Here is a 22,809-nt window from a genome sequence, read left to right as displayed (position 1 = left end):
CACCGCAGGCCGTTGCGGAGGCGTTCGATGAACATCTCCGGCCCGTTCATCCGCCGCCCGATCGGCACCGCCCTGCTGGCCATCGGCCTGTTCGTGGTCGGCGTGATCTGCTACCTGCAGCTGGGCGTGTCGGCACTGCCGAACATCCAGATCCCGGTGATCTTCGTGCACGCCAACCAGGCCGGCGCGGATGCCACGACCATGGCCTCCACGGTGACCGCGCCGCTGGAACGCCACCTCGGCCAGCTGCCGGGCATCGACCGCATGCGCTCGTCCAGCTCGGAAGGCAGCTCGCTGGTCTTCATGATCTTCCAGAGCGACCGCGACATCGATTCGGCCGCGCTGGATGTGCAGACCGCGATCAACTCGGCCCAGGCCGACCTGCCCGCCGGGCTGGGCACGCCGATGTTCCAGAAGGCGAACCCGAACGATGACCCGGTCATCGCGATCGCGCTGACCTCGGAAACGCAGTCGGCTGATGATCTCTACAACGTCGCTGATTCGCTGCTGGCCCAGCGCCTGCGCCAGATCACCGGCGTGTCCTCGGTGGATATCGCCGGTGCCTCCACGCCGGCCGTGCGCGTGGACGTCAACCTGCGCCTGATGAACGCCCTCGGCCTGACCGCCGATGACCTGCGCAACGCGGTGCGCGCGGCCAACGTGACCTCGCCGACCGGCTTCCTCACCGATGGCAACACCACCACCGCGATCATCGCCAACGACTCGGTGGCGCGCGCAGCCGACTTCGCCCAGCTCGTCATCAAGACCGCCGACAACGGCCGCGTGATCCGCCTGCAGGACATCGCCAACGTCTACGACGGGCAGCAGGATGCCTACCAGGCCGCGTGGTTCAACCACAAACCGGCGGTGGTGATGTACGTGTTCACCCGCGCCGGTGCCAACATCGTGGAAACCGTGGACCGGGTGAAGGCGCAGATCCCGACCCTGCGCGACTACCTGGAACCGGGCACCACGCTCACCCCCTATTTCGACCGCACCCCGACCATCCGCTCCTCGCTGCATGAAGTGCAGATCACCCTCCTGATCGCACTGGCGATGGTGGTGCTGACCATGGCGCTGTTCCTGCGCCGGCTGGCACCGACCCTGATCGCGGCAGTGACCGTGCCGCTGTCGCTGGCCGGTGCGGCACTGGTGATGTACGTGCTGGGCTTCACCCTGAACAACCTGAGCCTGCTGGCGCTGGTGATCGCGATCGGCTTCGTGGTCGATGATGCGATCGTGGTGATCGAGAACATCATGCGCCACCTCGATGAAGGCATGACGCGCATGCAGGCCGCCCTCACCGGTGCGCGCGAGATCGGTTTCACCATCGTCTCGATCACCGCCTCGCTGGTGGCGGTGTTCATCCCGCTGCTGTTCGCCAAGGGCATGATGGGCGCGTTCTTCCGCGAGTTCACCGTCACCCTGGTGGCGGCCATCGTGGTCTCGATGGTCATCTCGCTCACCCTGACCCCGGCGCTGTGCAGCCGCTTCCTGAGCGCGCATGCCGACGCCGGCGCACCCAGTCGCTTCGGCCGCCTGCTCGATGCCGGCCACGACCGCATGCTGCGGATCTACGTCAAGCTGCTCGACTTCTCGCTGCGTCATGCATTGCTGCTGTCGCTGACCCCGTTGCTGCTGATCGGCGCGACCATCTTCCTGTTCGGCGCGGTCAAGAAGGGCGCGTTCCCGCCCCAGGACACCGGCCTGATCTGGGGCCGCGCGAACTCCAGCGCCACGGTCTCCTTCGAGGATATGGTCAACCGCCAGCGGCGCATCACCGACATGCTGATGGCCGACCCGGCGGTGAAGACCGTGGGCGTGCGCCTGGGCAGTGGCCGCCAGGGCTCCAGCGCGCAGTTCAACGTTGAACTGAAATCACGCAAGGACGGGCGCCGCGAAACCACCGCTCAGGCCCTGGCGCGCTTGAGCGCCAAGGCCGACCGCTACCCCGATCTGCAGCTGCGCCTGCGTGCCATCCAGGATCTGCCCAGCAATGACGGCGGGGGGGCCAGCCAGGGCGCGCAGTACCGCGTCTCGCTGCAGGGCAACGACCTGGCCCAGCTGCAGGAGTGGCTGCCCAAACTGCAGGCCGCGCTGAAGAAGAACCCGAAGCTGGCCGACGTCGGCACCGACGTGGACAGCGCCGGCCTGCGCCAGAACATCGTGATCGACCGCGCCAAGGCCGCTCGCCTGGGTGTGTCGGTCGGTGCCATCGATGGCGCGCTTTACGGCGCCTTCGGCCAGCGCCAGATCTCCACGATCTACTCGGACATCAACCAGTACAGCGTGGTGGTCAACGCCCTGCCCGAGCAGACCGCGACACCGGGCGCGCTGGACCAGATCTACGTGCGGGCCGGCAATGGCGAGATGGTGCCGATCACAGCGGTCGCCGAACAGGTGCCAGGGTTGGCGCCGTCGCAGATCACCCACGAAAACCAGTACACCACGATGGACCTGAGCTACAACCTCGCCCCCGGCACCAGCATGGGCGAGGCCAAGGCGATCATCGACAGCACGGTCAATGGCATGCGCATGCCTGGCGACATCCGCCTGGCCGAGGATGCCGGGTTCGGTTTCGATTCGGACCCGATGGCGATGCTGATCCTGGTGATGGCGGCCATCATCACCGTCTACCTGGTGCTGGGCATGCTGTATGAAAGCCTGATCCACCCGGTCACCATCCTGTCCACGCTGCCGGCGGCGGGCGTGGGCGCGCTGCTGGCGCTGTATGGCACCAACACCGAGCTGTCGGTGATCTCGATGATCGCGCTGGTGCTGCTGATCGGCATCGTCAAGAAGAACGCGATCATGATGATCGACTTCGCGGTGGTGGCGCAGCGCGAGCATGGCAAGACGCCGCTGGAAGCCGCACGCGAAGCCAGCATCGTGCGCTTCCGCCCGATCATGATGACCAGCATGGTGGCGATCCTGGCCGCGGTGCCGCTGGCGATCGGGCTGGGCGAAGGCTCCGAACTGCGCCGCCCGCTGGGCATCGCGATGATCGGCGGCCTGCTGTTCTCGCAGAGCCTGACCCTGCTCAGCACCCCGGCGCTGTACGTGATCTTCTCGTGCCTGCGCGAGCGCTGGGTGGCTCGCCGGGCGCGGCGCCGTGAGAAGCGTGCGTTGAAACGGGCCGCTGCCGCGCGATGAAGGCAGTGCGTCTGCAGTGAGTGGCCCCTGCGCGGCGGGGTACCGACCGTGGGTCGGCATCCCGCCGGATTGACGCCTCCGGCCCAAAAGAGAACAATTCGCATCAGCCACGGTCCTGCACTGCCCCCCGCGATGCCCCGCTGCCGCTGACGCGGCACGCCTGACGACTCAGCCACCCCTCTATTTCCGCCTTCTTCTGATCGCGGACGGTGTGCTGCTGTCCGCGGAGGACCCCCACAACATGCGCCAGTCTGTGTCTTCGCTCCCGGCCGTGGTGCCGGGCCGCCGTGCCCTGCGCCCGGCCCTGCTCGCTCTTTCCCTGGCCGCGGCCTGCACCGCCCACGCCCAGTCCGCACCGGATGGCGGCGTCCGGACGCGCTCGGCCACCGACCTGGATGCGATCAAGGTCACCGCCGAACGCACCCATACCGACACCGGCGCCCTGGGCGACCGTGCCGTGCGCGATACCCCCTTCGCGATCTCGGTGGTCGGCCGCGAGGACATCGAGAAGCGCCAGGTGGTCTCGCTTGGCGAGGCCTTCCTCACCGATCCGTCCGTGGTCACCCAGGTCAGCGCCTACGCCAGCGGCTGGAGCTCGCCGATCCGCAACCGCGGCATCGATCTGAGTTACGACAGCTACCGCGTCAACGGCCTGCAGGTCTCTTCGTGGGGCACCGAGTGGCCGCTGGAAGTGATGGAGCAGGTGGAACTGCTGAAGGGTCCCGGTGGCTTCATGTATGGCTTCGGCCAGCCCGGCGGCATCGTCAACTACGTGACCAGGAAGCCGACCGAGGTCACCACGCTGTCGGCGCAGCTCGGCTGGCGCGAGGCGGGCATCGTCAGCGGCCAGGTCGATGTGGGCGGGCGCTTCGGCAACGAAGACATGTTCGGCTACCGCTTCAATGCGTACCAGGAGAAAGGCGAGACCTTCAACGGCGGCGAGGTGAACCGCAAGGTCGGCGCGCTGTCGCTGGATGCACGCCTGAGCGACCGCCTCACCTGGACCTTCGACGGCGTGTTCCAGTCGCGCGATCTCAGCAACGAATCCCCGCAGTACTACTTCATCGGCCTGACCGAGCTGCCGCGCCCGCTGGCCGGCGACATCGACAACAGCATCGACGGCAGCTACTACGACACCCGCTCCAGCCTGCTCTCCACCGCGTTGAACTGGCAGATCAACAGCGACTGGAAGGCCAGCCTGAGCTATGGCGTGACCACCTCCTGGAATGACGTCAACAAGATCTTCGCCTACATCGATGACGTCAACGGCGACTACGACATCAACACCTACGAGCTCGGCGGCAAGAGCGAGTGGAAGCTGGCCCAGGCCATCGTGCAGGGCCGCTTCCAGACCGGCCCGCTGTCGCACCAGGTCGTTGCCGGCGTCTCCCACCAGACGGGCCTGGGCTGGGACCGCCCGTACGAATGGAACACGCTCGGCCGCGGCAACATCTATCAGCGTCCGACGCTGCGCCATGATGCGGTCGGCTCACGCGTGCTCAGCCGCGGCAGCGAAACCGTGCAGCAGGCGGTGTTCGTGAGCGACACCGTCAGCTTCGCCGATGGCTGGTCGCTGCTGGCCGGCGCGCGCTACAACGACTTCGAAAACAAGGGCGCGTACCACACCTATCCGGTCACCCCGACCTACGCCCTGATGTACAAGCCGACCGATGCCGTGACGCTGTATGCCAGCTACGTCGAATCGCTGGAAGCCGGCAGCCGCGTGGGCAGCGATTACATCAACGCCGGCGACGTGCTCGACCCCACCATCAGCAAGCAGTACGAGATCGGCGCCAAGATCGAGTACCCGCGCTGGAGCGCCAATGCGGCCGCCTTCCGATTGGAGCGCGGCGCGAACATCGACCTGATCACGTCCGCCGGCAAGCTGCTGGTGCAGGACGGCATCACCCTGTACGAAGGCGTGGAAGTCAGTGGCGATGTGCGCCTGACCGATGCCTTCACCCTCGGTGGCGGCGTGACCTGGCTGGACCCGACCTACGACAAACTCTCCCCGGGCAGCGCCAGCCAGGAAGGCAACCGCACCGCCGGCGCGGCCCGCTGGCAGGGCGTGCTGCACGCCGACTACAGCATCCCGCAGATCGAGGGCCTGAGCGTGTACGCACTGGCCCGCTACTACGGCGACGTCTACTACGACGCCGACAACACGCTCAAGCTGCCCGACTACACGCTGGTCAACGCCGGCGTGGGCTACCGCATGCAGGCCGCCGGCCATCCGGTCACCTGGCGCGCCGGCGTGGAGAACCTGGCCAACAAGAAGTACTGGTCCAACGCAGGCGTGGGCCTGCCGCGCACCTTCGCGGTGAGCGTGCGGTTCGATATGTAAATTGCACCGGTCCCGCTTTTCGATGCGCACCGACCCACTGTCGGAGGGTCGGCGTGGGTGGGTGGACGGGACCGTTTCGCGCCATGGATGGCGCGAATCGAGCTTACAAGGACGTACTTGCTGCGTGTCCCGGCAACCCACCCACGCCGACCCAGCCCCGCAGACAGAGGTGTCCCCTTCACCCCGCTCCGGCAATAATGGTGGCCTGCCTTCCGCCGAGTCGCCATGCCTTCGTTCGAAACCCGCGTCAGCCGCCTGTGGGCGCATGAGAAGGCCAGCTATGGCCTGCGGGTGTTCATCGCGCTGTCCGCGGCGATGGGGCTGTGCTGGTATCTGGACCAGCTGCCTGCGCTGCCCGGCGTGTTCCTGGGCATCATCGCCAGCGCGATCGCCGAGACCGACGACAACTGGTGGGGCCGGATCAAATCGGTGGCGCTGTCGCTGCTGTGCTTCGTGGCCGCCGCCGCCGCGGTCGTGCTGCTGTTCCCGCATCCGTGGTGGTTCATCACCGCATTGGCGGTCGCGACCTTCGGGCTGACCCTGCTCGGCGCGCTCGGCGAGCGCTATGCCTCGATCGCGCAGGCCACGGTAACGCTGGCCATCTACACCATGATCGGGCTGGAGCAGCACGGCGCGGCCGATCTGTCCCAGGCGATCAATGCGGTCAGTCACCTGCTGGCCGGTGCGGTCTGGTACGCGTTGCTCTCGATCCTGTGGACCGCCCTGTTCGCCAATCGCCCCGTTCGCGAGCGGGTGGCGCGCCTGTACCTGGAGCTGGGCCGCTACCTGCAGCTCAAGGCCGATCTGTTCGAACCGGTGCGCGATGCCGACGTGCAGAAGCGCCAGCTGGCCCTGGCCGAGCAGAACCGGCGCGTGGTGGAGGCGCTGAACATCGCCAAGACCGCGATCCTGGCGCGCTTTGGCCGCTCCGGCCGGCCCGGCGTGCAGTCCGGCCTGTACCTGCGCCTGTATTACATGGCCCAGGACTTCCACGAACGCGCCAGCTCCTCGCACTACCCCTACGGCGCCCTGACTGAAGCGTTCTTCCACAGCGACGTGCTGTACCGCTGCCAGCGCCTGCTTGCGCTGCAGGGTGAGGCCTGCGCCAACCTCGGCCAGGCAATCCGCCTGCGCCAGCCGTTCCAGTACGGCGAGCGCACCAAGCAGGCCACCGCCGACCTGACCGATTCGCTCACCTGGCTGCGCGCCCAGCACAACCCGCAGTGGCAGCGTCTGCTGGCCTCGCTGGAACTGCTCGGCCACAACCTGCAGAGCATCGAACGTCGCCTGTCCGAGGCCGAGAAATCCGAGTCCACCCTGGACAACGTCGATACCCGCCTGCGCGATACCAACCCGCACACCCTGCGCGAGATGGGCGTGCGCATCCGCCAGCAGCTCACGCCCGGCTCGGTGCTGTTCCGGCATGGCCTGCGCATGGCGCTGGCGCTGATCGTCGGTTTCGCCGCGATCCGCCTGTTCAACGCCCAGAACGGCTCGTGGGTACTGCTCACCATCGTGTTCGTGTGCCGCCCACACTTCGGTGCGACCCGCCAGCGGTTGGCGCAACGGATCGCCGGCACGCTGATCGGTCTGGTGCTGACCTGGGCGTTGATGCAGCTGTTCCAGGACCTGCGCATCGAACTGCTGATCGCGCTGCTCTCGGCACTGCTGTTCTTCTTCACCCGCAGCGATCGCTACCTGGTGGCCTCGGCGGCGATCACGGTGATGGCACTGACCTGCTTCAACCTGATCGGCGATGGCTTCCTGCTGATCTGGCCGCGCCTGGTGGATACGCTGCTGGGCTGCGCGATCGCCGCGGCGGCCGCCTTCCTGATCCTGCCCGACTGGCAAGGCCGGCGACTGAACCTGGTGATGGCGCGTGTGCTCGACAACTGCGCCAAGTACCTGCACGCCGTGCTCGGCCAGTACGGCAGCGGCATGCAGGACGACCTGGCGTACCGTATCGCGCGCCGTGACATGCACAACGCCGATGCGGCGCTGTCCACTGCGTTGTCGAACATGCTGCGCGAGCCTGGTCACGTGCGCCGCAATCTGGATGCCGGCTTCCGCTTCCTGGCGCTGTCCAACACCCTGCTCGGCCATCTCTCCGCACTGGGCGCCCACCGCACCCAGCTGGACAGCTACGGCCAGGATCCGCTCGCGCTGTCTGGCGGCGAACGGGTGCAGCAGGCGATGCAGCAGATCGCGCGCGCGCTGGAGCAGCGCGAACCGGTGGCCGAAGACGCCAACGAGGGCGACCGGGCCCTGGCCGAGCAGCTGGAGCAGATCCCGGACGACATGCCGCCCAAGCTGCAGCTGATCCGCACCCAGATGGGGCTGATGCTGCGCCTGCTGCCCAAGCTGCGCAGTGCCGCCAACGAGGCCGCGCGCACGCTGGGGTAGGTATCGACCGTTGGCCGCTACGGATGTTGAACGTCTCACGACCCACGGTCGTGAGCGACCGCCCCGGGGCGACGCGCGCCGCTGCCATGCTGCGCCAACAGGGAGAATGCTAGGCTGCGCCGGTTCGCAAGGAGTCTCCATGTCCGGCCATAGTCAGTTCGCTCTGCTCAGGCAACGCCGTTTCCTGCCGTTTTTCATCGTCCAGTCGCTGGGCGCGTTCAACGACAACGTCTACCGCCAGGCAATCATCGCGCTGCTGTTCTTCCTCGGCACGCCGATCGAAGAGCGCTCGCTGTATACCAACCTGGCGCCGGCGATCTTCATCCTGCCGTACTTCCTGTTCTCGGCGCTGGCCGGGCAGATCGCGGAGAAGCTGGAGAAATCGCGGCTGATCGTGATCACCACGACCATGGAAATCGCGATCATGTCGCTGGCCGCACTCGGTTTCCTGACCGAGAGCATGCCGGTGTTGCTGGTCGCGCTGTTCTGCACCGGCATGCAGTCCACCCTGTTCGGGCCGGTGAAGTACTCGGTGCTGCCCTCGATCCTCAAGCCCGAGGAGCTGACCGGCGGCAATGGCCTGGTCGAGATGGGCACCTCGCTGTCGATCCTCACCGGGATGATCGCCGGGGGCCTGATCTTCGCGGTGTCCGGCAGCCATGGCCCGATCGTCGCCGCGACCGCCGTGATCGTACTGGCCGTGGCGGGCAACCTCACCGCGCGGATGATCCCGAAGGTCGATGCCGGCGCGCCGGATCTGAAGATCAACTGGAATCCGCTGCCCGAGTCGCTGGCGGTGCTGCGCATGGCCAAGAAGCAGAAGGCCGTGCGCAACGCGATTCTCGGCGTGTCCTGGTTCTGGTTCGTGGGCACGATGCTGACCTCACAGCTGCCGACCTATGCCGAGGTCAACCTCGGTGGCGGCTCCCTGCTCTACATCTTCGCGCTGGCGCTGTTTTCGCTGGGTACCGGCACCGGTTCGCTGCTGTGCGAAAAGCTGTCCGGGCGCACCGTGGAGATCGGCCTGGTGCCGCTGGGCGCGTTCGGCATGACCGCCTTCATGCTCGACCTGTACTTCGCCCGCGTCGGCGAAGCCGCCGCGGCCGGGCTGTCGATCTGGCAGTTCGTGCAGGCCCCGGGCAGCGCGCGCATCATCATCGATCTGATCGGCATCGGCCTGTTCACCGGCTTCTTCGTGGTGCCGTTGTTCGCCCTGATCCAGAGCCGCACGGCCAAATCGGAAATGTCGCGCGTGTTCGCCGCGCTCAACATCCAGAACTCGGGCTTCATCGTCCTGGCCGCCGGCCTGGGCCTGCTCACCCAGCGCGTGCTGGACTGGACCATCCCGCAGCTGTTCCTGGCCCTGGCGATCGCCAATGCCGTGGTGTCGATCTACATCTTCACGATCGTGCCCGAGTTCCTGATGCGCTTCCTCAGCTGGGTGATGGTGCGCGCGCTGTACCGGCTGCGTCCGCACGGCATCGAAGCCAACGTGCCGGACGAGGGAGCGGCACTGATCGTATGCAACCACGTCAGCTACATGGACGCGCTGATCCTGTCGGCGACCCTTCCGCGCCCCGTGCGCTTCGTCATGTACTACAAGATCTTCAACATCCCGGTGATGCGCTGGATCTTCCGCACCGCCAAGGCGATCCCGATTGCCGGCGTACGTGAGGATCCGGCGTTGATGCAGGCCGCGTTCGATGAGGTGGACAAGGCGCTGGCCGAGGGCGAGCTGGTCTGCATTTTCCCCGAGGGCGCGTTGACCCGCGATGGGCAGATGGGCGCGTTCAAATCGGGCGTGGAGAAGATCCTGGCGCGTCGCCCGGTACCGGTGGTGCCGATGGCGTTGCGCGGAATGTGGTCGAGCATGTGGAGCCGCCGCGACACGCGCCTGGGCCGCATGCGTGTGCCACGCCGTTTCCGCGCGCATGTCGAGGTCGTCGCATCCGCGCCGATCGCCGGCGAGGTCGCCACCGCGCCGATGCTGGAAACCCAGGTCAGGCAACTTCGCGGCGATCAGGCATGAGCCCTGCCCTGCCTGCATGTAACCGTATACATAGAGGCAGGCACATCGGTTAGATTACCGCCCGGGACACCTCGTACGCACCCACCCACCCAAGCAAATGGAGTTTCGCTGATGAATGCCACCGCCCCCCTGCCGCCCGCCCCGGGCAGCATCCCGAATCACCTGATCTGGTCGATCGTCGTCACCATCCTGGCGTTCTTCGTGTGCTGCCTGTCGTGCCTGAGCTTCCCGGGCATCGTCACCGGTGTGGTCGCAATCGTGTTCGCCAGCAAGGTCAACGGCCTGCTCAACCAGGGCGACCTGGAAGGCGCACGTCGTGCCTCCAAGAACGCCAAGATCTGGGCCTGGGTCACCACCGGCTTCCTGATCGCCGGCGTGGTGCTGTTCGTGATCTCGCTGGCCTTCATGGGCGTGGACGGTTACATGGAACAGATGCAGCAGTTCCAGCAGCAGATCGAAAGCGCCAGCTGATGATCGCGCTGCACGGCAGGCGCTGGTTGCTGGCGGCGTTGCCGCCGGCCGCATTGGCGGCCGGTGCGGGGGTCTGGGTGCTGCGGCACTACGACCCCAACAGCGCCAGCAGTCCGTTCCCGCCGTGCAGCTTTCTGGCGGTCACCGGGTATTACTGCATCGGCTGCGGGCTGACGCGTGCATTGCACGCGCTGGCCCACGGCGATGTGGTCACCGCGTTCTCGATGAATCCGCTGGCCATGCTGATGCTGGCCATCGCCCCGCTGGTACTTGGTTGGGCACTGGGCTGGCGGCCACGCGCGCTGCAGCCGCTGATCACGCTGCTGATGAAGCCCGCCTTCTGGCTGATCCTGCTGCCCGCGTACTGGATCGCACGCAACCTGCCGTGGGTGCCGTTTACCTGGTTGGCGCCGGGCTGAGCCTACCGCTAGGTGACCCAACCGGCGATCACCAGCAGCGCCAGCACCGCCATCCACAGCAGCAGCATGCGCCACACCAGGCTCATCGCATCGCGCAGCTCCGGCAGACGACGCCACACCGGCACCATCCCCGCATCACTGTAATCGTGCGCATCCTCGCGCAGCTCGGCGCTCACGCTTGCCCGCGCGACCGCACCGAGGAAGTGTGTCGAGGCCGACCACTGATTGCCGTGCGCCTCGCGCCAGGCCTTGAACGCGGTATCGAAATTGCCGACCAGCGCCATCGACAGCGACATCAGCTGCGCGACCGGCCACTCCAGCCAGGCCAGCACGCCGCGCGCACCGGCGACCGCTTCCACGCTGGCCAGCGAGCGCATCGGGCCAACCGCCAGCGAGGCCAGCAGGCGATACAGCAGCGCGCCGACCGGGCCCAGCAGCAGGAACCAGAACAGCACCGCGAACCAGCGCCTCAGCGCGTTGAGCACGGTTGCTTCGACCAGCGAGGGGACGTCTTCCTGCAGGCTGCCACCGGCGGACTGCAACTGCGCGATCGCCAGGTGGCGTGCGTGGGGGTCATCGGCGTCGATCACCGCCTCGACATCGCGGTCCAGGTCGCGCGGGCCCCAGCACATCACCAGCACCAGCACGCCCAACAACAGCGACGGCAGGCCGTAGACGCGGTCATCGAACAGCCACTGCAGCAGGCCCAGCGCTGCCACGAACGGCAGCACCGCCAGCCAGGCGCCCTTGCGGCCGCGCCAGACCCCGTCTTCGGCGGCGTGCCGGCCCAGCCACTGCAGCCAGCGCCGGTACAGGCCGAAACGCCGCAGCGCGACGGCCGCGCCCGGCGCGACATGGCCCAGGGCCAAGGCAACCAGCACGGCGACCAGGGTGGTGAACATGTAAGCCTCCGGCTCGGGACGTGGGACGCGCCGCTACTATGCCTTGCGGCCCGGCAATTCCCCGGGCCGTTGGTAATGTACCGCGCCGCGTGTTCAGCCTGCGGCAACGGCAGGCGACGGTCAGGCGATCTGCTGGCGGTACCAGTGCTCGATCAGGCTGCGCGAGATCGAGATCGGCGGGGACAGGCGGATGCCTTCGCCGTCATCCTCGACATCCCGGGCCAGGGCGGCGCCCACTTCCTCGGCGGTGAACCAGCGCGCATCTTCCAGCTCGCCGTTCACGGTCGGTACGTCGTCTTCGGCCGTGGCGGCGAAGCCCAGCATCAGCGCGCCCGGGAACGGCCATGGCTGGGTGCCCAGGTAGCGGCACTCGCGCACGCGCACCCGGCTCTCCTCGAAGACCTCACGGACCACGGTCTGCTCCAGGGATTCACCAGGCTCGACGAAGCCGGCCAACACCGAATAACGGCGCGGGGCCCAGTTCGCCTGGCGGCCGAGCAGCAGCCGGCCCTGGTTCTCCACGGCCACGATCACCGCCGGATCGACCCGGGGGTAGTGTTCGGTGGCGCACTGGCCACACCGGCCGACGAAGCCGCCGCGGCTGAAGGTCACCGCGCCGCCGCACACCCCGCAGAAGCGGGTGCGCGACTGCCAGTAGGACATGCCCCGGGCGTAACAGAAGGCGGTGGAATCGGCGATGGACCAGGTCGCGGCGGACTGGCGCAGGTCGACCCGCTGCGGCGCCGTCACCGACAGCCCGGCGGCCTCCATCGAGAACCACGCCTGCTCGCCGCGCAGGCCGAGGAAGATCGCGGTGCCCGGGCCACCGCCCAGATCCGCGCCGGTCAGCGGCAGCGGCTGACCATCGTGGCCGGCCAGCGCGGTGCCGTCCTGGTCGAGCACCAATACACGCGCGTCCGGCCACAGGCGCAACAACGCATCGGCGTCATCGCGCAGGGTATCGGCGCGCTCCAGCGGCTCGCTGACGAAAGCGAAACCGGAAAGCTGCGAAGAGAATTTGGACATCGCAAGAGCCTGCCCACATTCGGCGGGACTGGCAAGCGGCAACCGACCGTCAGGCCGGTTGCGCGCACATCACATGCTGAAACTGCTGCCGCAGCCGCAGGTGGTCTTGGCGTTCGGATTGCGGATCACGAACTGCGCGCCGGTCAGGCTTTCGGTGTAATCCACCTCGGCGCCCATCAGGTACTGCAGGCTCAGCGGATCGACCAGCAGCGTGACGCCGGCGGTATCCACCGCCAGATCGTCCTCGGCGCGGTTCTCATCGAACTCGAACCCGTACTGGAAGCCGGAACAACCGCCGCCTTCGATGTAGACGCGCAGGGCGAGGGCAGCGTTGCCCTCATCCTGGATCAGCTCCTTGACCTTGGCCGCAGCGGCCTCGGTGAAGTTCAGCGGACGGTCCAGGGACTGGTAGTTCGGCGCGGCGGCGGGAGCGCCGGGCAGGGAAACAAGCGTGCTCATGCCCCCAGCATGGGGGTGCATGAGCACGGTTTCAAGTTGTCGCGCGGGCGCGATTCAGGCCATCGCCTCGGCCAGCTTCTTGCGGGCCGCAGTGTCCTTGCCCTTGCCCTGGTCCGCATCCCCCGACGGCGGCGGCAGGGCCATCTGCGCCGAGGTATGGATCAGGCGGCCGGTCAGCTGGGCGCCGGCGTGCATTTCCACCACCTGGTAATGGATGTTGCCGGTCACGCGGGCGCTCGGGGTCAGCTCGACCCGCTCGGTGGCGTGCACATCGCCATCCAGGCGGCCGCTGATGACCACCACCTGGGCGCGGATCTCGCCCTCGATGGCACCGTGCTCGGCCACCGTCAGGGTGGCATTGCTGGCGCCGTCCTGGGCGATCACCTTGCCCTGGATGGTGCCTTCCACATACAGGCCACCGCTGAATTCCACGTCCCCGCGGATCACCACCTGCGCGCCGATCAGCGCGTCCACGACCAGATGTCCGTCGCGGTTGGATTTGTTGCTGCCAAACATGGGCTTACTCCCCTTCTTTTGCCGATGCCGCCGGTGCTCCGGCCTGCTTCCAATCGAATACCTGGGTGGCGCCCCCCGCGCCCGATCCCAGCGTGACCCGCACACGTTGCGGGGTGAAGCCTGGTGGCAGCATCACGCTGCCGGTGAGCTGCTGGAAATACCGGAAGGAATAGTCCTGGCCCGGTACCTTGGTGCGCTGGTGCAGCTCGTCCCAGCTGACCGAGGTCAGCTTGCCGTCCTTGACGCCTTCCACCGTGAAGCGCATCTGCCCCTGGCTGATCGCCCCGCGGTTCAGGTTCTGGGTCAGCACCACGGCGTACTGCCAGGTGCCGCCGGTCTCCGGCGAGAACTCCACCGAATGGGTGTTCAGCCCCTTGCGCTGGCTGGTCGCTCCGACCAGGCGCTCATAGAAGGCCACGTCGGCGCGCAGGCCGGCGATTTCTTCATCGCGCTCGCCCAGCGAGGTCTGGACTTCGTTGTTGGCGGCGCGGCTGATGCGGTCGGAGGCCTGCAGGGTCGCCTGGCGCTGCTGCAGTTCGATGAGCTGCTGCTGGAGGCGCTCGTTGCGGGTCTCGGCCGCCTTGAGCTGGGTGCCGACGTCACCGCCGGGCGAGCCCAGCCAGGCGCCAAGCAGCACGGCAAGGATCAGCGACAGCAGCCAGGCCCCGCCCAGCACCAGCAGGCGCTTGCGGTCCTGCACGGGCGGCGCGCCCGGCCGGCGGATCTGGATGCGGGAAGGTGTGGGTTTATTCATGGCAGTCCTGGGCGACCGCGCCTGCCGGCGCTGTCGCAACGGCCCCTGTCTGGAACGACGGGCTAGTGTAAGTCAGGGGAAAGACCTTGTCCGCGCAGGGCCGGGATCGAGGCAGTGGCGTTCATGGACGTCATCCCCGATAGTGTGCGCCTGTGCACATTCTGCAGCCGGAGCGCGTGCCATGACCGAAGCCCACCTGTTCGTGATCGGCATCCTGCTGGCCTGGCTGGCCGGCATCCGCGTGTACCTGACCGTGTTCGGCGTCGGCCTGGCCGGCCTGCTCGGCTGGGTCGACCTGCCGCCCGCGCTGCAGGCCACGGAGTCCTGGTGGGTGCTGGGCACCTCGGCCGTGCTGGCCATCGCCGAATTCTTCGCCGACAAGATCCCCGGGGTCGACTCGGTCTGGGATCTGGTCCAGACCCTGGCCCGGGTCCCGGCCGGTGCGTTCCTGGCCGCCGCCACGCTCTCGCCCAGCGGCGAGCTCAGCGGCACCGCGCTGGTGGCCGGCGCCGGCGTCGCGCTGGCCAGCCACGGGCTCAAATCCGGTACCCGCGCCCTGCTCAACACCTCGCCCGAACCGGCCAGCAACTGGATCGCCTCCGCCGCCGAAGACACCGTGGTGGTCGGCGGGCTCGCGCTCGCGCTGGCGCACCCATGGCTGGCGCTGATCCTGGTGGTGGCGTGCAGCCTGATCGGCGCGTTGATCGTCTGGATGATCTGGCGGACGCTGTGGAAGGGCATGCGCTGGTTGATGCGGCAGGCCGACAGTGGTCAGACGCAGGTCAAACCGGGAACCCTGCCACGGTGAGGCGTGCCCTGCCTTCGGGTGTTCATCGCATAATTGCGGCGCAGACTGGGAGTACTGATGGCCGTTCACGACAACGTTGTTGCATCCGCCCGCGCCGTGCGCGCTGAAACGCCGCCGGCCGACCACTGGCAGCGCTGGCAACGCCAGGGCTCACCCGCACCCGTGATGCACAGCAATGTCGTCGCACTGACGCCGGCGCCGGCCAGCCCGCCGCCCCTGCTCCCCCCGATGCACGCCGAGACCGGCAGCCTGCCGCCGGCCGCCATCGACGCTGCGTACCGCGTGCTGATCGTCGAAGACGACCGCTCGCAGGCCCTGTTCGCGCAAAGCGTGCTGCACGGCGCCGGCATGCAGGCGCTGGTGCACAGCGATGCCGAGGGGGTGCAGCAGGCCATCGCCGAGCATCGCCCCGATCTGATCCTGATGGACCTGCACCTGCCCGGGCTGGATGGGATGCGGCTGACCGCACTGATCCGCCAGCAACCCGGCCAGCAGCTGCTGCCCATCGTGTTCCTCAGTGGCGACCCGGATCCGGAGCGCCAGTTCGAGGTGCTCGACAGCGGCGCCGATGATTTCCTCAGCAAGCCGATCCGCCCGCGCCACCTGATCGCCGCCGTCTCCAACCGGATCCGCCGCGCACGTGCGCAGGCCGCCTCGCAGGCGGGCAACGGCAGCGCACCGGCGATGAACAACCCCGAGACCGGCCTGCCGACCCGCCATCATGTGATGCAACAGCTCGGCGCCTCGCTGGCGCACCGCGATCAGGGCGGTCTGTTCTTCATCGAGATCGCCAGCGCGCTGGGCCTGCGCGAGCGCTACGGCTATGCCGCGTTCGAACGGCTGATGACCCAGGCCGGCCAGCGGCTGGCCGATGCCGCCCAGCCCCACCTGCTGGCACGTTTGAACGACAACAGCTTCCTGGTGCTGGCCCGCGGGGCCGACGAGGCCACGCTGGATGCGATGGCGCATGCCCTGCGCGAGCAGTTGTCCACGCGCGCGTTCGTGATCCGCGATGACGAATCCGTGCACCTGCGCGGCGTGGTCGGTCATGCCCAGCTCTCGCCGGGCTTCTCCGATGCGGGCAGCGCACTGGAAGCGGTCGAACGCACCACCCTGCAGGCACGCCTGCTGACCGCCGGCGTGGCCGCCTACGTGCGCCGCGAAGATGTGGCCGCGCAGGAACACCTGGCGTTGCTTGAAGGGCAGCTGGAACTGGCCTACCAGCCGATCGTCGCCGTGGCCGGTGGCAACACCGCGCAGTACCAGGTGCTGCTGCGGCTGCGCCAGGCCGATGGCAGCGTGCTGGCCGCCGGGCAGGTGATCCCGGCCGCCGAAGCGGCCGGGCGCATCGCCGATCTGGACCAGCAGGTGCTCGACCATGCGCTGGGGCTGCTGGATCTGTATCGCCACGCCGCGCAGCCGTTGCACCTGTTCGTCTCGCAGTCGCTGCGCACACTGGCCCGTGATGCCTTCGGTGACTGGCTGCTGGAATCGCTGGCGAGCCGGCAGATCGACGGCAGCGCGCTGGTCATCGACGTGCGTCTGCCCGATGCCCTGATCCACACCGTCACCCTGCAGCAGTTCTGCACGCGCATGCATGCGGCCGGCGTGCGCTTCTGCCTGAGCCAGTTCGAGCCGGGCGATGAGGCCAATGCATTGATGGCGCAGCTGCCGCTGGCCTATGTGCGCATGGCCGCGCGCTTCTCCAACAGCCACACCAACCAGCACACGCGCGACGAACTGCGCGCGGCGATCGACCTGGCGCACCGCGCCGGGCTGCGCATCATCGGCCAGCAGATCGAAGACCCGCAGGCCGCGGCCGCGATGTGGATCGGCGGGGTCGATTTCATCCAGGGCAACATGGTCCAGTCCGCCGGCAGCGAACTGAACTTCGACTTCCAGAACTCGGTGCTCTGAGCATGGGACGCCACGGACGGCCAGCCCCCTCCTCCACCCCGGCCTCGCTGTGGATCAGCGCTGCGGCGGCCGCCCTGTGTGCCACTGCCGCGGTGATGGCGCGCATCGGTGCCAATGGGCCATGGATCGACATTGCCGCCGGCACCGGCGTGCTGGCACTGATCGCCGGCATCCAGGCGGTACGCCGCTGGCGTGACGCGCAGGACCAGCTGGAGAGGCTGCAGCGGGGCAATGAGGCGCTGGTGCTCGAGCGCGATCAGCTGCAGCAGCGCCGTCAGCAGCAGAACCAGCTGGAACAGGAACTGCTCAGCGCCAAGCAGGCCGCCGAAGCCGCGGCGCTGGCCAAGGGTGAGTTCCTGGCCACCATGAGCCACGAGATCCGCACGCCGCTCAACGGCATCCTGCCGATGCTCGATCTGATCGCGCGCGGCCAGCTCGGCAGCGACCAGCGCCAGATGCTGCAGACCGCCGCGACCAGCTCGCAGCAGCTGCTGCGCATCGTCGATGACATCCTCGATTACTCCCGGCTCGAGGCCAAGGGCCTGAACCTGGAGATCACCACGTTCAACCTGCGCGAGCTGCTCGAAGGGCTGGTGCAGTTGATGCAGCGCGCCGCCGATCCGAAAGGCCTGCAGCTCTTGCTCGAACTCGACCCGGCGGTACGCCTGTCCGTCCGTGGCGACCCGGTGCGCCTGCGCCAGGTGCTGAGCAACCTGCTGGTCAACGCGATCAAGTTCACCGAGCGTGGCCAGATCCGGCTGCGCGTGCTGCGCCAGGGCGAGACCAACGCGCAGCACCAACTGCGGTTCGAGATCGCCGACAGCGGGATCGGCATCGACGACGCCCTGCAGGCGCGCCTGTTCCAATCCTTCAGCCAGGCCGATGCCTCGACCACGCGCCTGTATGGCGGTACCGGGCTGGGCCTGGCCATCTGCAAGCGCATCATCGACCTGATGCATGGCCGCATCGGCGTGCAGTCCACCGTGGGGCGCGGTGCTACGTTCTGGTTCGAGATTCCGCTGCTCAAGGTGATCGGTGATCTGCCTGCCGTCGGCAACACGCGGCGCGCCCTGCTGATCACCCGCGATGCGGTGCTCGCCCAGCGCATCGAGCGGGTGACCCAGCTCCATGATCTGCGCCTGCACACCGTGGAGACCAGCGCCGAAGCGATCGACGCCCTGCGCGCCCCACAGCGCCCCGGTATCGACCCGGCCCTGGCCTGGGTGATCGCCGACACTGACGGCCTGCGCCATGGCACCCAGGCATTGCAGAAGGCGGTGGCCGGGAACGAACAGCATCCCGCTGCGCAGCTGCTGTGGCTGTATGGCGATGAGGCGCCCGCGCCCGAGGCGCTTGGCCCGGGACCCGCCCTGTCGCGGCAGGGCGCTGACAGTGAACTGCACGCGCTGCTGCGCCCGGTGGTGCCCAGCGCGCGCCCGGCCGCGCTGCTGGCCGAGGTGGAGTACGCAGGCTCGCCCACGGCACTGCCGCAGTTCCCGCTGCGCGTGCTCCTGGTGGAAGACAACAGCGTCAACCTGCTGGTCGCGCAGCGGCTGCTGCAGGTGCTGGGCTGCGAGGTGGAGACCGCCACCGAGGGCGAGCAGGCACTGGAGGCACTGCACGCCCGGCCGTTCGATGTGGTGCTGATGGATTGCCAGATGCCGGTGCTGGATGGCTACGACGCCACCCGCCGCTGGCGCGCGCACGAGGCCACACGGGGCGCGGCACGGCTGCCGATCGTGGCGATGACCGCCAATGCGATGGCCGGCGACCGCGAGCGCTGCCTGCAGGCCGGCATGGACGATTACCTGTCCAAACCGATCCACCGCGAAACACTCCAGGCCGTGCTGGCTCGCTGGGGAAGCGTGATGGCCGACGACCCGGCCGTGCAGCCACCGTCCCTGCCCGAGCAGCAGCCTTCACCGCCCGCGGCGCCGCCAGCACGCGACGAGGCGCCGGCCCCGGTGCTTGATCAGGACGTGCTGGATGAACTGCTGGAGGTTATTGGTCCCGATACCGCGCGCATCATCGGCGTGTTCCTGGATGACACGCCACCGTTGATCCGCCAGCTGCAGGACGCCTCGGTCGCAGCGGACCTGGACCAGCTGCGCGCGTTGGCGCACAGCCTCAAGTCGGCCAGCGCCAATGTGGGTGCGATGGCGCTGTCGGCAGCGGCCTGGCGGATCGAGCACGATGCCCGCGCCGGCACGCTGGAGCGCCCCGCCGTGGCGGTGGCGCTGTTGATCGCCGAGTTCGCGCGTGCACGGATCGCGCTGGCCGGCTATCACGCCCGCCTGCGCGCCCCGCTGCAGGGCTGACTCAGTCTTCGATCTTGGTCAGCAGGTAGTTCGGTTCGCCGATGCGCTCGATCAGATCCAGCTGGGTTTCCAGCCAGTCGATGTGCTCTTCCTCGGACGCGAGGATTTTCACGAACAGCTGGCGGCTGACGTAATCGCCGATCGAATCGGCATACGCCACAGCCTCGCGCAGCGTGACCACGCCGTCGCGTTCCAAGCTGAGGTCGCACTGCAGGATCTCAGCCGGGTTCTCGCCGATGCGCAGCTTGCCCAGCGCCTGGAAGTTCGGCAGGCCTTCGAGGAAGAGGATGCGGTCGGACAGGATGTCCGCATGCTTCATCTCTTCGATCGATTCCTTGTATTCGTGATCGGCGAGTTCCTTCAGGCCCCAGTTCTTCAGCATCTTGGCGTGCAGGAAGTACTGGTTGATCGCGGTCAGCTCGTTGTAGAGGACCTTGTTGAGGAATTCGATGACTTTGGCGTCGCCCTTCATGAGCGTGCTCCTGCTGCGTGGAATCGCGGGCACTGTAGCGCGTCGCGCGCAGGCATGAAGGAACGCGAATCGTGCTCAGTTGCGGCCCGCAACCGGGCGGGCCGAGCTCAGGCGGCTTGCAGGCCGAGAACCGGCAGTGGCAGGTCGTGGGTGGCGCTGAACTTGACCAGCAGGTCGGCCGCCATGTCCAGGCAGGAACCGCAGGTGGCGCCGCAGCCGGTGCGCATCGTCAACTCGGACACGCTCACGACACCGCTCTGGGCGGCTTCGCGGATCTGATGGTCGGTAACCCCGTTGCAGATGCAGACGTACACGTGCGGACTCGGCAGGCAGGCCCGGATCGGCCTGCTGCTATTCCAATCGAAATGCGAATGGTTGTCAATTTCGAACCTGAATCATTCTCGATACGGTTCAGAGCCGCCAGCAGCGCTCAGACGGCGCCCGGCTCGCCCTTGGCCTTGCTGCGCGGCCAGTAGCCGCCCCCCCGCTTGGGCGTGGTGCGCTTGCGCGGCCGATCATGACCGGCGGCGTTGCCCGGCATCCAGGCTTCCTGGGCGGACTTGGGCATCGTTTCCACCCCCGTCCCGGCCACCCCCCGTGCCAGCGGCGCCAGATGGCGCAGGGCACGTGCATAGACGCCCCGCTTGAACATCACCACATGCTCCACCGGGTACCAGAAATCGACCCAACGCCACTGGTCGAACTCGGGGCTGTCCGTATGGTCCAGGGTGACGTGGGATTCGTCCCCGGCCAGCCGGAGCAGGAACCACACCTGCTTCTGGCCGATACAGACCTGCCGTTCATTGCGGCGGATGGCCCGTGCCGGCAGCCGATAGCGAAGCCAACCCGGCGTCGCCCCGAGCACTTCAACGTGCTCCGGCAACAACCCGGTTTCTTCCTGCAACTCGCGATACATGGCTTCGACAGGCGTCTCGTCGGTGTTCATGCCGCCCTGCGGGAACTGCCAGCCATCCCGGCGCACACGTCGTGCCCAGAAAACCTGCCCATCCTGCCGCATCAGCACAATACCGACGTTCGGTCGATAGCCGTCCGGATCGATCACGATGCGGACTCCTAGAAAAATCTACTGATCGGGACTGTGCCACGCCCGCTGCCCACTCACAAGCGCGGTGAAAAAGTGTTGACAGATTCCGAATACATCTCCAGAATTGCCGGCTCCCTGAGGCTATGTAGCTCAGCCGGTTAGAGCACAGCACTCATAATGCTGGGGTCGGTGGTTCGAGTCCACCCATAGCCACCAAGTTCGCTTGGTTTTTCAGGGAGAAAGTGCAATAATTGCACGCACATTTTGCCCCGTCGCCAAGCGGTAAGGCACCTGACTCTGACTCAGGCATTCGGTGGTTCGAATCCATCCGGGGCAGCCAAACAAACAGAAAAGGCCGATCGAAAGATCGGCCTTTTCTGTTTGTTTGGGCGTTTGTCCGGGCGCGAAGCGCCCGGACCCCACACCTTGCGCAGCACGGTGTGGGCGCCAGCCCTCCCCTGCCACATCCCCGCGCCTGACGGCGCGCCCCCTTGTACTCCAAGGGGGCTGTTTCACCAGAGAGAGGACGGCCAGCCGACACCCCGCCCATGCCGGACCGCGAGAGTAGCCGACCAGCGGTCGGCACTACCGCCCCTATGAAACAGCGGCGAGCGCAGCAGTGCCGCCGGAAGCGTCGCCATCCCTCGCTGCATCCACCTGACAACCAAGCGATCTGCGGGGACGAAACCCACCCCCCGGAAACGACAAAAGCCCGGCCGAAGCCGGGCTTTTGCGTACCTCCCAGCGGGACCCCGAAGGATCCCACGCCAGGCGCGATGGATCAGCGCTTGGAGAACTGGGTGGCGCGACGTGCCTTGTGCAGGCCGACCTTCTTACGCTCGACTTCACGGGCGTCACGGGTCATGAAGCCAGCCTTGCGCAGCTCTGACTTCAGGGTTTCGTCGTATTCGATCAGCGCGCGGGCGATGCCCAGACGGATCGCACCGGCCTGACCCGTGGTACCACCACCAGCGGCGGTGACCATGATGTCGAAGGTTTCGGTGTTCTTGGTCAGTTCCAGCGGCTGACGCACGATCATGCGCGCCGTCTCACGGCCAAAGAACTCGTCCAGCGGACGGCCATTGACGGTGATGTTGCCGGCGCCCTTGCGCAGGAACACGCGGGCGGTGGAGGACTTGCGGCGGCCGGTGCCGTAGTTTTGCGTGATAGCCATGATTAGATATCCAGAACCTGAGGCTGCTGAGCGGCGTGCGGGTGCTCGGAACCCGAGTACACCTTGAGCTTGCGGTACATGGCGCGGCCCAGCGGGCCCTTCGGCAGCATGCCCTTGACGGCGGTCTCGATGACACGCTCCGGATGGCGCTCAAGCGCCTGGGCCAGAGTTTCGGTCTTCAGGTTGCCGATGTAGCCAGTGAAACGGTGATACAGCTTGTCCTGCAGCTTGTTGCCGGTGACGACAATCTTTTCTGCATTGATGACAACCAGGTAATCACCGGTATCAACGTGAGGGGTGTAAACCGGCTTGTGCTTGCCGCGCAGACGGCGGGCCAGCTCGGTGGACAGACGGCCCAGCGTCTTGCCGGATGCGTCGACGAGATACCAGTCGCGCTGGACGGTCTCGGACTTTGCAGTGAAAGTGCTCATGAAAGAACTCTAGTAGGTCGGGCTCATTACGGCGCAGTACGGCCGGAACTCTGCCACGCGTTGTGAAGAGGCGGGATTGTACTGGCCATGCCCGCCACATGCAAGTTGACCGGATCCCGGCTTGGCACACCGGTCCGCGGGGGCGAGAATCGACAGTCCCCCGCCGCG

The 22,809-nt window shown here is 67.3% G+C and carries 19 protein-coding genes and 2 tRNA genes; 11 read left to right on the top strand and 10 right to left on the bottom strand.

The genetic code is table 11. The features are described 5' to 3' along the window. Positions 1 to 27 precede the first annotated feature (27 nt). The 6 genes from ACW6W5_RS01305 (at position 28) to ACW6W5_RS01280 (ending at position 10,819) form a co-directional block, all read left to right on the top strand. The gene (locus tag ACW6W5_RS01305) at positions 28 to 3,153 is read left to right on the top strand and encodes an efflux RND transporter permease subunit (RefSeq protein WP_152150934.1); all 3,126 of its coding nucleotides are present in this window, start codon (positions 28 to 30) and stop codon (positions 3,151 to 3,153) included. A 241-nt stretch (positions 3,154 to 3,394) separates the two neighbouring features. Then, positions 3,395 to 5,497, top strand: a complete 2,103-nt coding sequence (locus ACW6W5_RS01300) for a TonB-dependent siderophore receptor (protein WP_226956564.1) — start codon at positions 3,395 to 3,397, stop codon at positions 5,495 to 5,497. Positions 5,498 to 5,722: 225 nt separating this feature from the next. Further along, a complete protein-coding gene (gene yccS, locus ACW6W5_RS01295; protein ID WP_152150932.1) occupies positions 5,723 to 7,900 on the top strand; it encodes a YccS family putative transporter in 2,178 nt (725 codons plus the stop codon). A 139-nt stretch (positions 7,901 to 8,039) separates the two neighbouring features. Further along, positions 8,040 to 9,929 carry an MFS transporter gene (locus ACW6W5_RS01290; RefSeq protein WP_152150930.1) on the top strand — a complete coding sequence of 630 codons (1,890 nt, stop codon included), beginning with the start codon at positions 8,040 to 8,042 and terminating at the stop codon, positions 9,927 to 9,929. Positions 9,930 to 10,040: 111 nt separating this feature from the next. Continuing rightward, the gene (locus ACW6W5_RS01285; protein ID WP_121040583.1) at positions 10,041 to 10,400 is read left to right on the top strand and encodes a CD225/dispanin family protein; all 360 of its coding nucleotides are present in this window, start codon (positions 10,041 to 10,043) and stop codon (positions 10,398 to 10,400) included. After that, positions 10,400 to 10,819 carry a DUF2752 domain-containing protein gene (locus ACW6W5_RS01280; RefSeq protein ID WP_152150928.1) on the top strand — a complete coding sequence of 140 codons (420 nt, stop codon included), beginning with the start codon at positions 10,400 to 10,402 and terminating at the stop codon, positions 10,817 to 10,819. Before ACW6W5_RS01285 ends, ACW6W5_RS01280 begins: the two co-directional genes overlap by 1 nt. Positions 10,820 to 10,827: 8 nt before the next feature. On the opposite strand, the gene ampE is transcribed toward ACW6W5_RS01280, so the two are convergent. The 5 genes from ampE to ACW6W5_RS01255 all read right to left on the bottom strand — a co-directional run bounded on the left by ampE (position 10,828) and on the right by ACW6W5_RS01255 (position 14,476). Further along, complete coding sequence (gene ampE / locus ACW6W5_RS01275; protein ID WP_152150926.1) at positions 10,828 to 11,721, bottom strand: regulatory signaling modulator protein AmpE; 894 nt, start codon at positions 11,719 to 11,721, stop codon at positions 10,828 to 10,830. A gap of 120 nt (positions 11,722 to 11,841) precedes the next feature. Continuing rightward, entirely contained in the window at positions 11,842 to 12,747 is a 906-nt protein-coding gene (nudC, locus tag ACW6W5_RS01270; protein ID WP_152150924.1) for an NAD(+) diphosphatase, read from the bottom strand. Positions 12,748 to 12,816: 69 nt separating this feature from the next. Next, positions 12,817 to 13,206 carry an iron-sulfur cluster insertion protein ErpA gene (erpA, locus tag ACW6W5_RS01265; RefSeq protein ID WP_019185327.1) on the bottom strand — a complete coding sequence of 130 codons (390 nt, stop codon included), beginning with the start codon at positions 13,204 to 13,206 and terminating at the stop codon, positions 12,817 to 12,819. A 54-nt stretch (positions 13,207 to 13,260) separates the two neighbouring features. Beyond that, positions 13,261 to 13,722, bottom strand: a complete 462-nt coding sequence (locus ACW6W5_RS01260) for a bactofilin family protein (protein ID WP_121040591.1) — start codon at positions 13,720 to 13,722, stop codon at positions 13,261 to 13,263. Between the two features lie 4 nt (positions 13,723 to 13,726). Next, entirely contained in the window at positions 13,727 to 14,476 is a 750-nt protein-coding gene (locus tag ACW6W5_RS01255; RefSeq protein ID WP_121040594.1) for a DUF6776 family protein, read from the bottom strand. A 181-nt stretch (positions 14,477 to 14,657) separates the two neighbouring features. On the opposite strand from ACW6W5_RS01255, the gene ACW6W5_RS01250 reads away from it, so the two are divergent. From ACW6W5_RS01250 to ACW6W5_RS01240, 3 genes are read left to right on the top strand one after another with little or no spacing between them, the layout of a single operon-like run. Then, complete coding sequence (locus ACW6W5_RS01250) at positions 14,658 to 15,284, top strand: DUF4126 domain-containing protein (RefSeq protein WP_121040596.1); 627 nt, start codon at positions 14,658 to 14,660, stop codon at positions 15,282 to 15,284. Positions 15,285 to 15,341: 57 nt separating this feature from the next. Continuing rightward, positions 15,342 to 17,201 (top strand): EAL domain-containing protein, encoded by a 1,860-nt coding sequence (locus ACW6W5_RS01245; RefSeq protein WP_121040598.1) that lies wholly within the window; start codon positions 15,342 to 15,344, stop codon positions 17,199 to 17,201. A gap of 2 nt (positions 17,202 to 17,203) precedes the next feature. Next, positions 17,204 to 19,519: an ATP-binding protein gene (locus ACW6W5_RS01240; protein WP_152150922.1), complete on the top strand. Its 2,316-nt coding sequence runs from the start codon at positions 17,204 to 17,206 to the stop codon at positions 19,517 to 19,519. 1 nt (position 19,520) lies between these two features. On the opposite strand, the gene bfr is transcribed toward ACW6W5_RS01240, so the two are convergent. From bfr to ACW6W5_RS01225, 3 genes are all read right to left on the bottom strand, one after another. Further along, complete coding sequence (bfr, locus tag ACW6W5_RS01235; protein WP_121040602.1) at positions 19,521 to 19,991, bottom strand: bacterioferritin; 471 nt, start codon at positions 19,989 to 19,991, stop codon at positions 19,521 to 19,523. Positions 19,992 to 20,098: 107 nt separating this feature from the next. After that, positions 20,099 to 20,305, bottom strand: a complete 207-nt coding sequence (locus ACW6W5_RS01230) for a (2Fe-2S)-binding protein (RefSeq protein WP_121040604.1) — start codon at positions 20,303 to 20,305, stop codon at positions 20,099 to 20,101. A 116-nt stretch (positions 20,306 to 20,421) separates the two neighbouring features. Next, positions 20,422 to 21,054: an RNA pyrophosphohydrolase gene (locus ACW6W5_RS01225; RefSeq protein ID WP_121040607.1), complete on the bottom strand. Its 633-nt coding sequence runs from the start codon at positions 21,052 to 21,054 to the stop codon at positions 20,422 to 20,424. A gap of 121 nt (positions 21,055 to 21,175) precedes the next feature. Here ACW6W5_RS01225 and ACW6W5_RS01220 point away from each other — a divergent pair. Together ACW6W5_RS01220 and ACW6W5_RS01215 are read left to right on the top strand one after the other, a co-directional pair. Beyond that, positions 21,176 to 21,252: transfer RNA gene (locus tag ACW6W5_RS01220), tRNA-Met, on the top strand. A gap of 49 nt (positions 21,253 to 21,301) precedes the next feature. Then, positions 21,302 to 21,376 (top strand) — tRNA-Gln (locus ACW6W5_RS01215). Positions 21,377 to 21,817: 441 nt separating this feature from the next. Here ACW6W5_RS01215 and rpsI read toward each other — a convergent pair. Next, on the bottom strand, positions 21,818 to 22,210 hold the full coding sequence (gene rpsI, locus ACW6W5_RS01210; RefSeq protein ID WP_019185318.1) for a 30S ribosomal protein S9: 393 nt from the start codon (positions 22,208 to 22,210) through the stop codon (positions 21,818 to 21,820). 2 nt (positions 22,211 to 22,212) lie between these two features. Further along, positions 22,213 to 22,641: a 50S ribosomal protein L13 gene (gene rplM, locus ACW6W5_RS01205; protein ID WP_038685795.1), complete on the bottom strand. Its 429-nt coding sequence runs from the start codon at positions 22,639 to 22,641 to the stop codon at positions 22,213 to 22,215. Positions 22,642 to 22,809 lie beyond the last annotated feature (168 nt).

The organism is Stenotrophomonas sp. IS26 (assembly GCF_054188265.1).
This window is presented reverse-complemented; position numbering and strand designations above follow the sequence as displayed.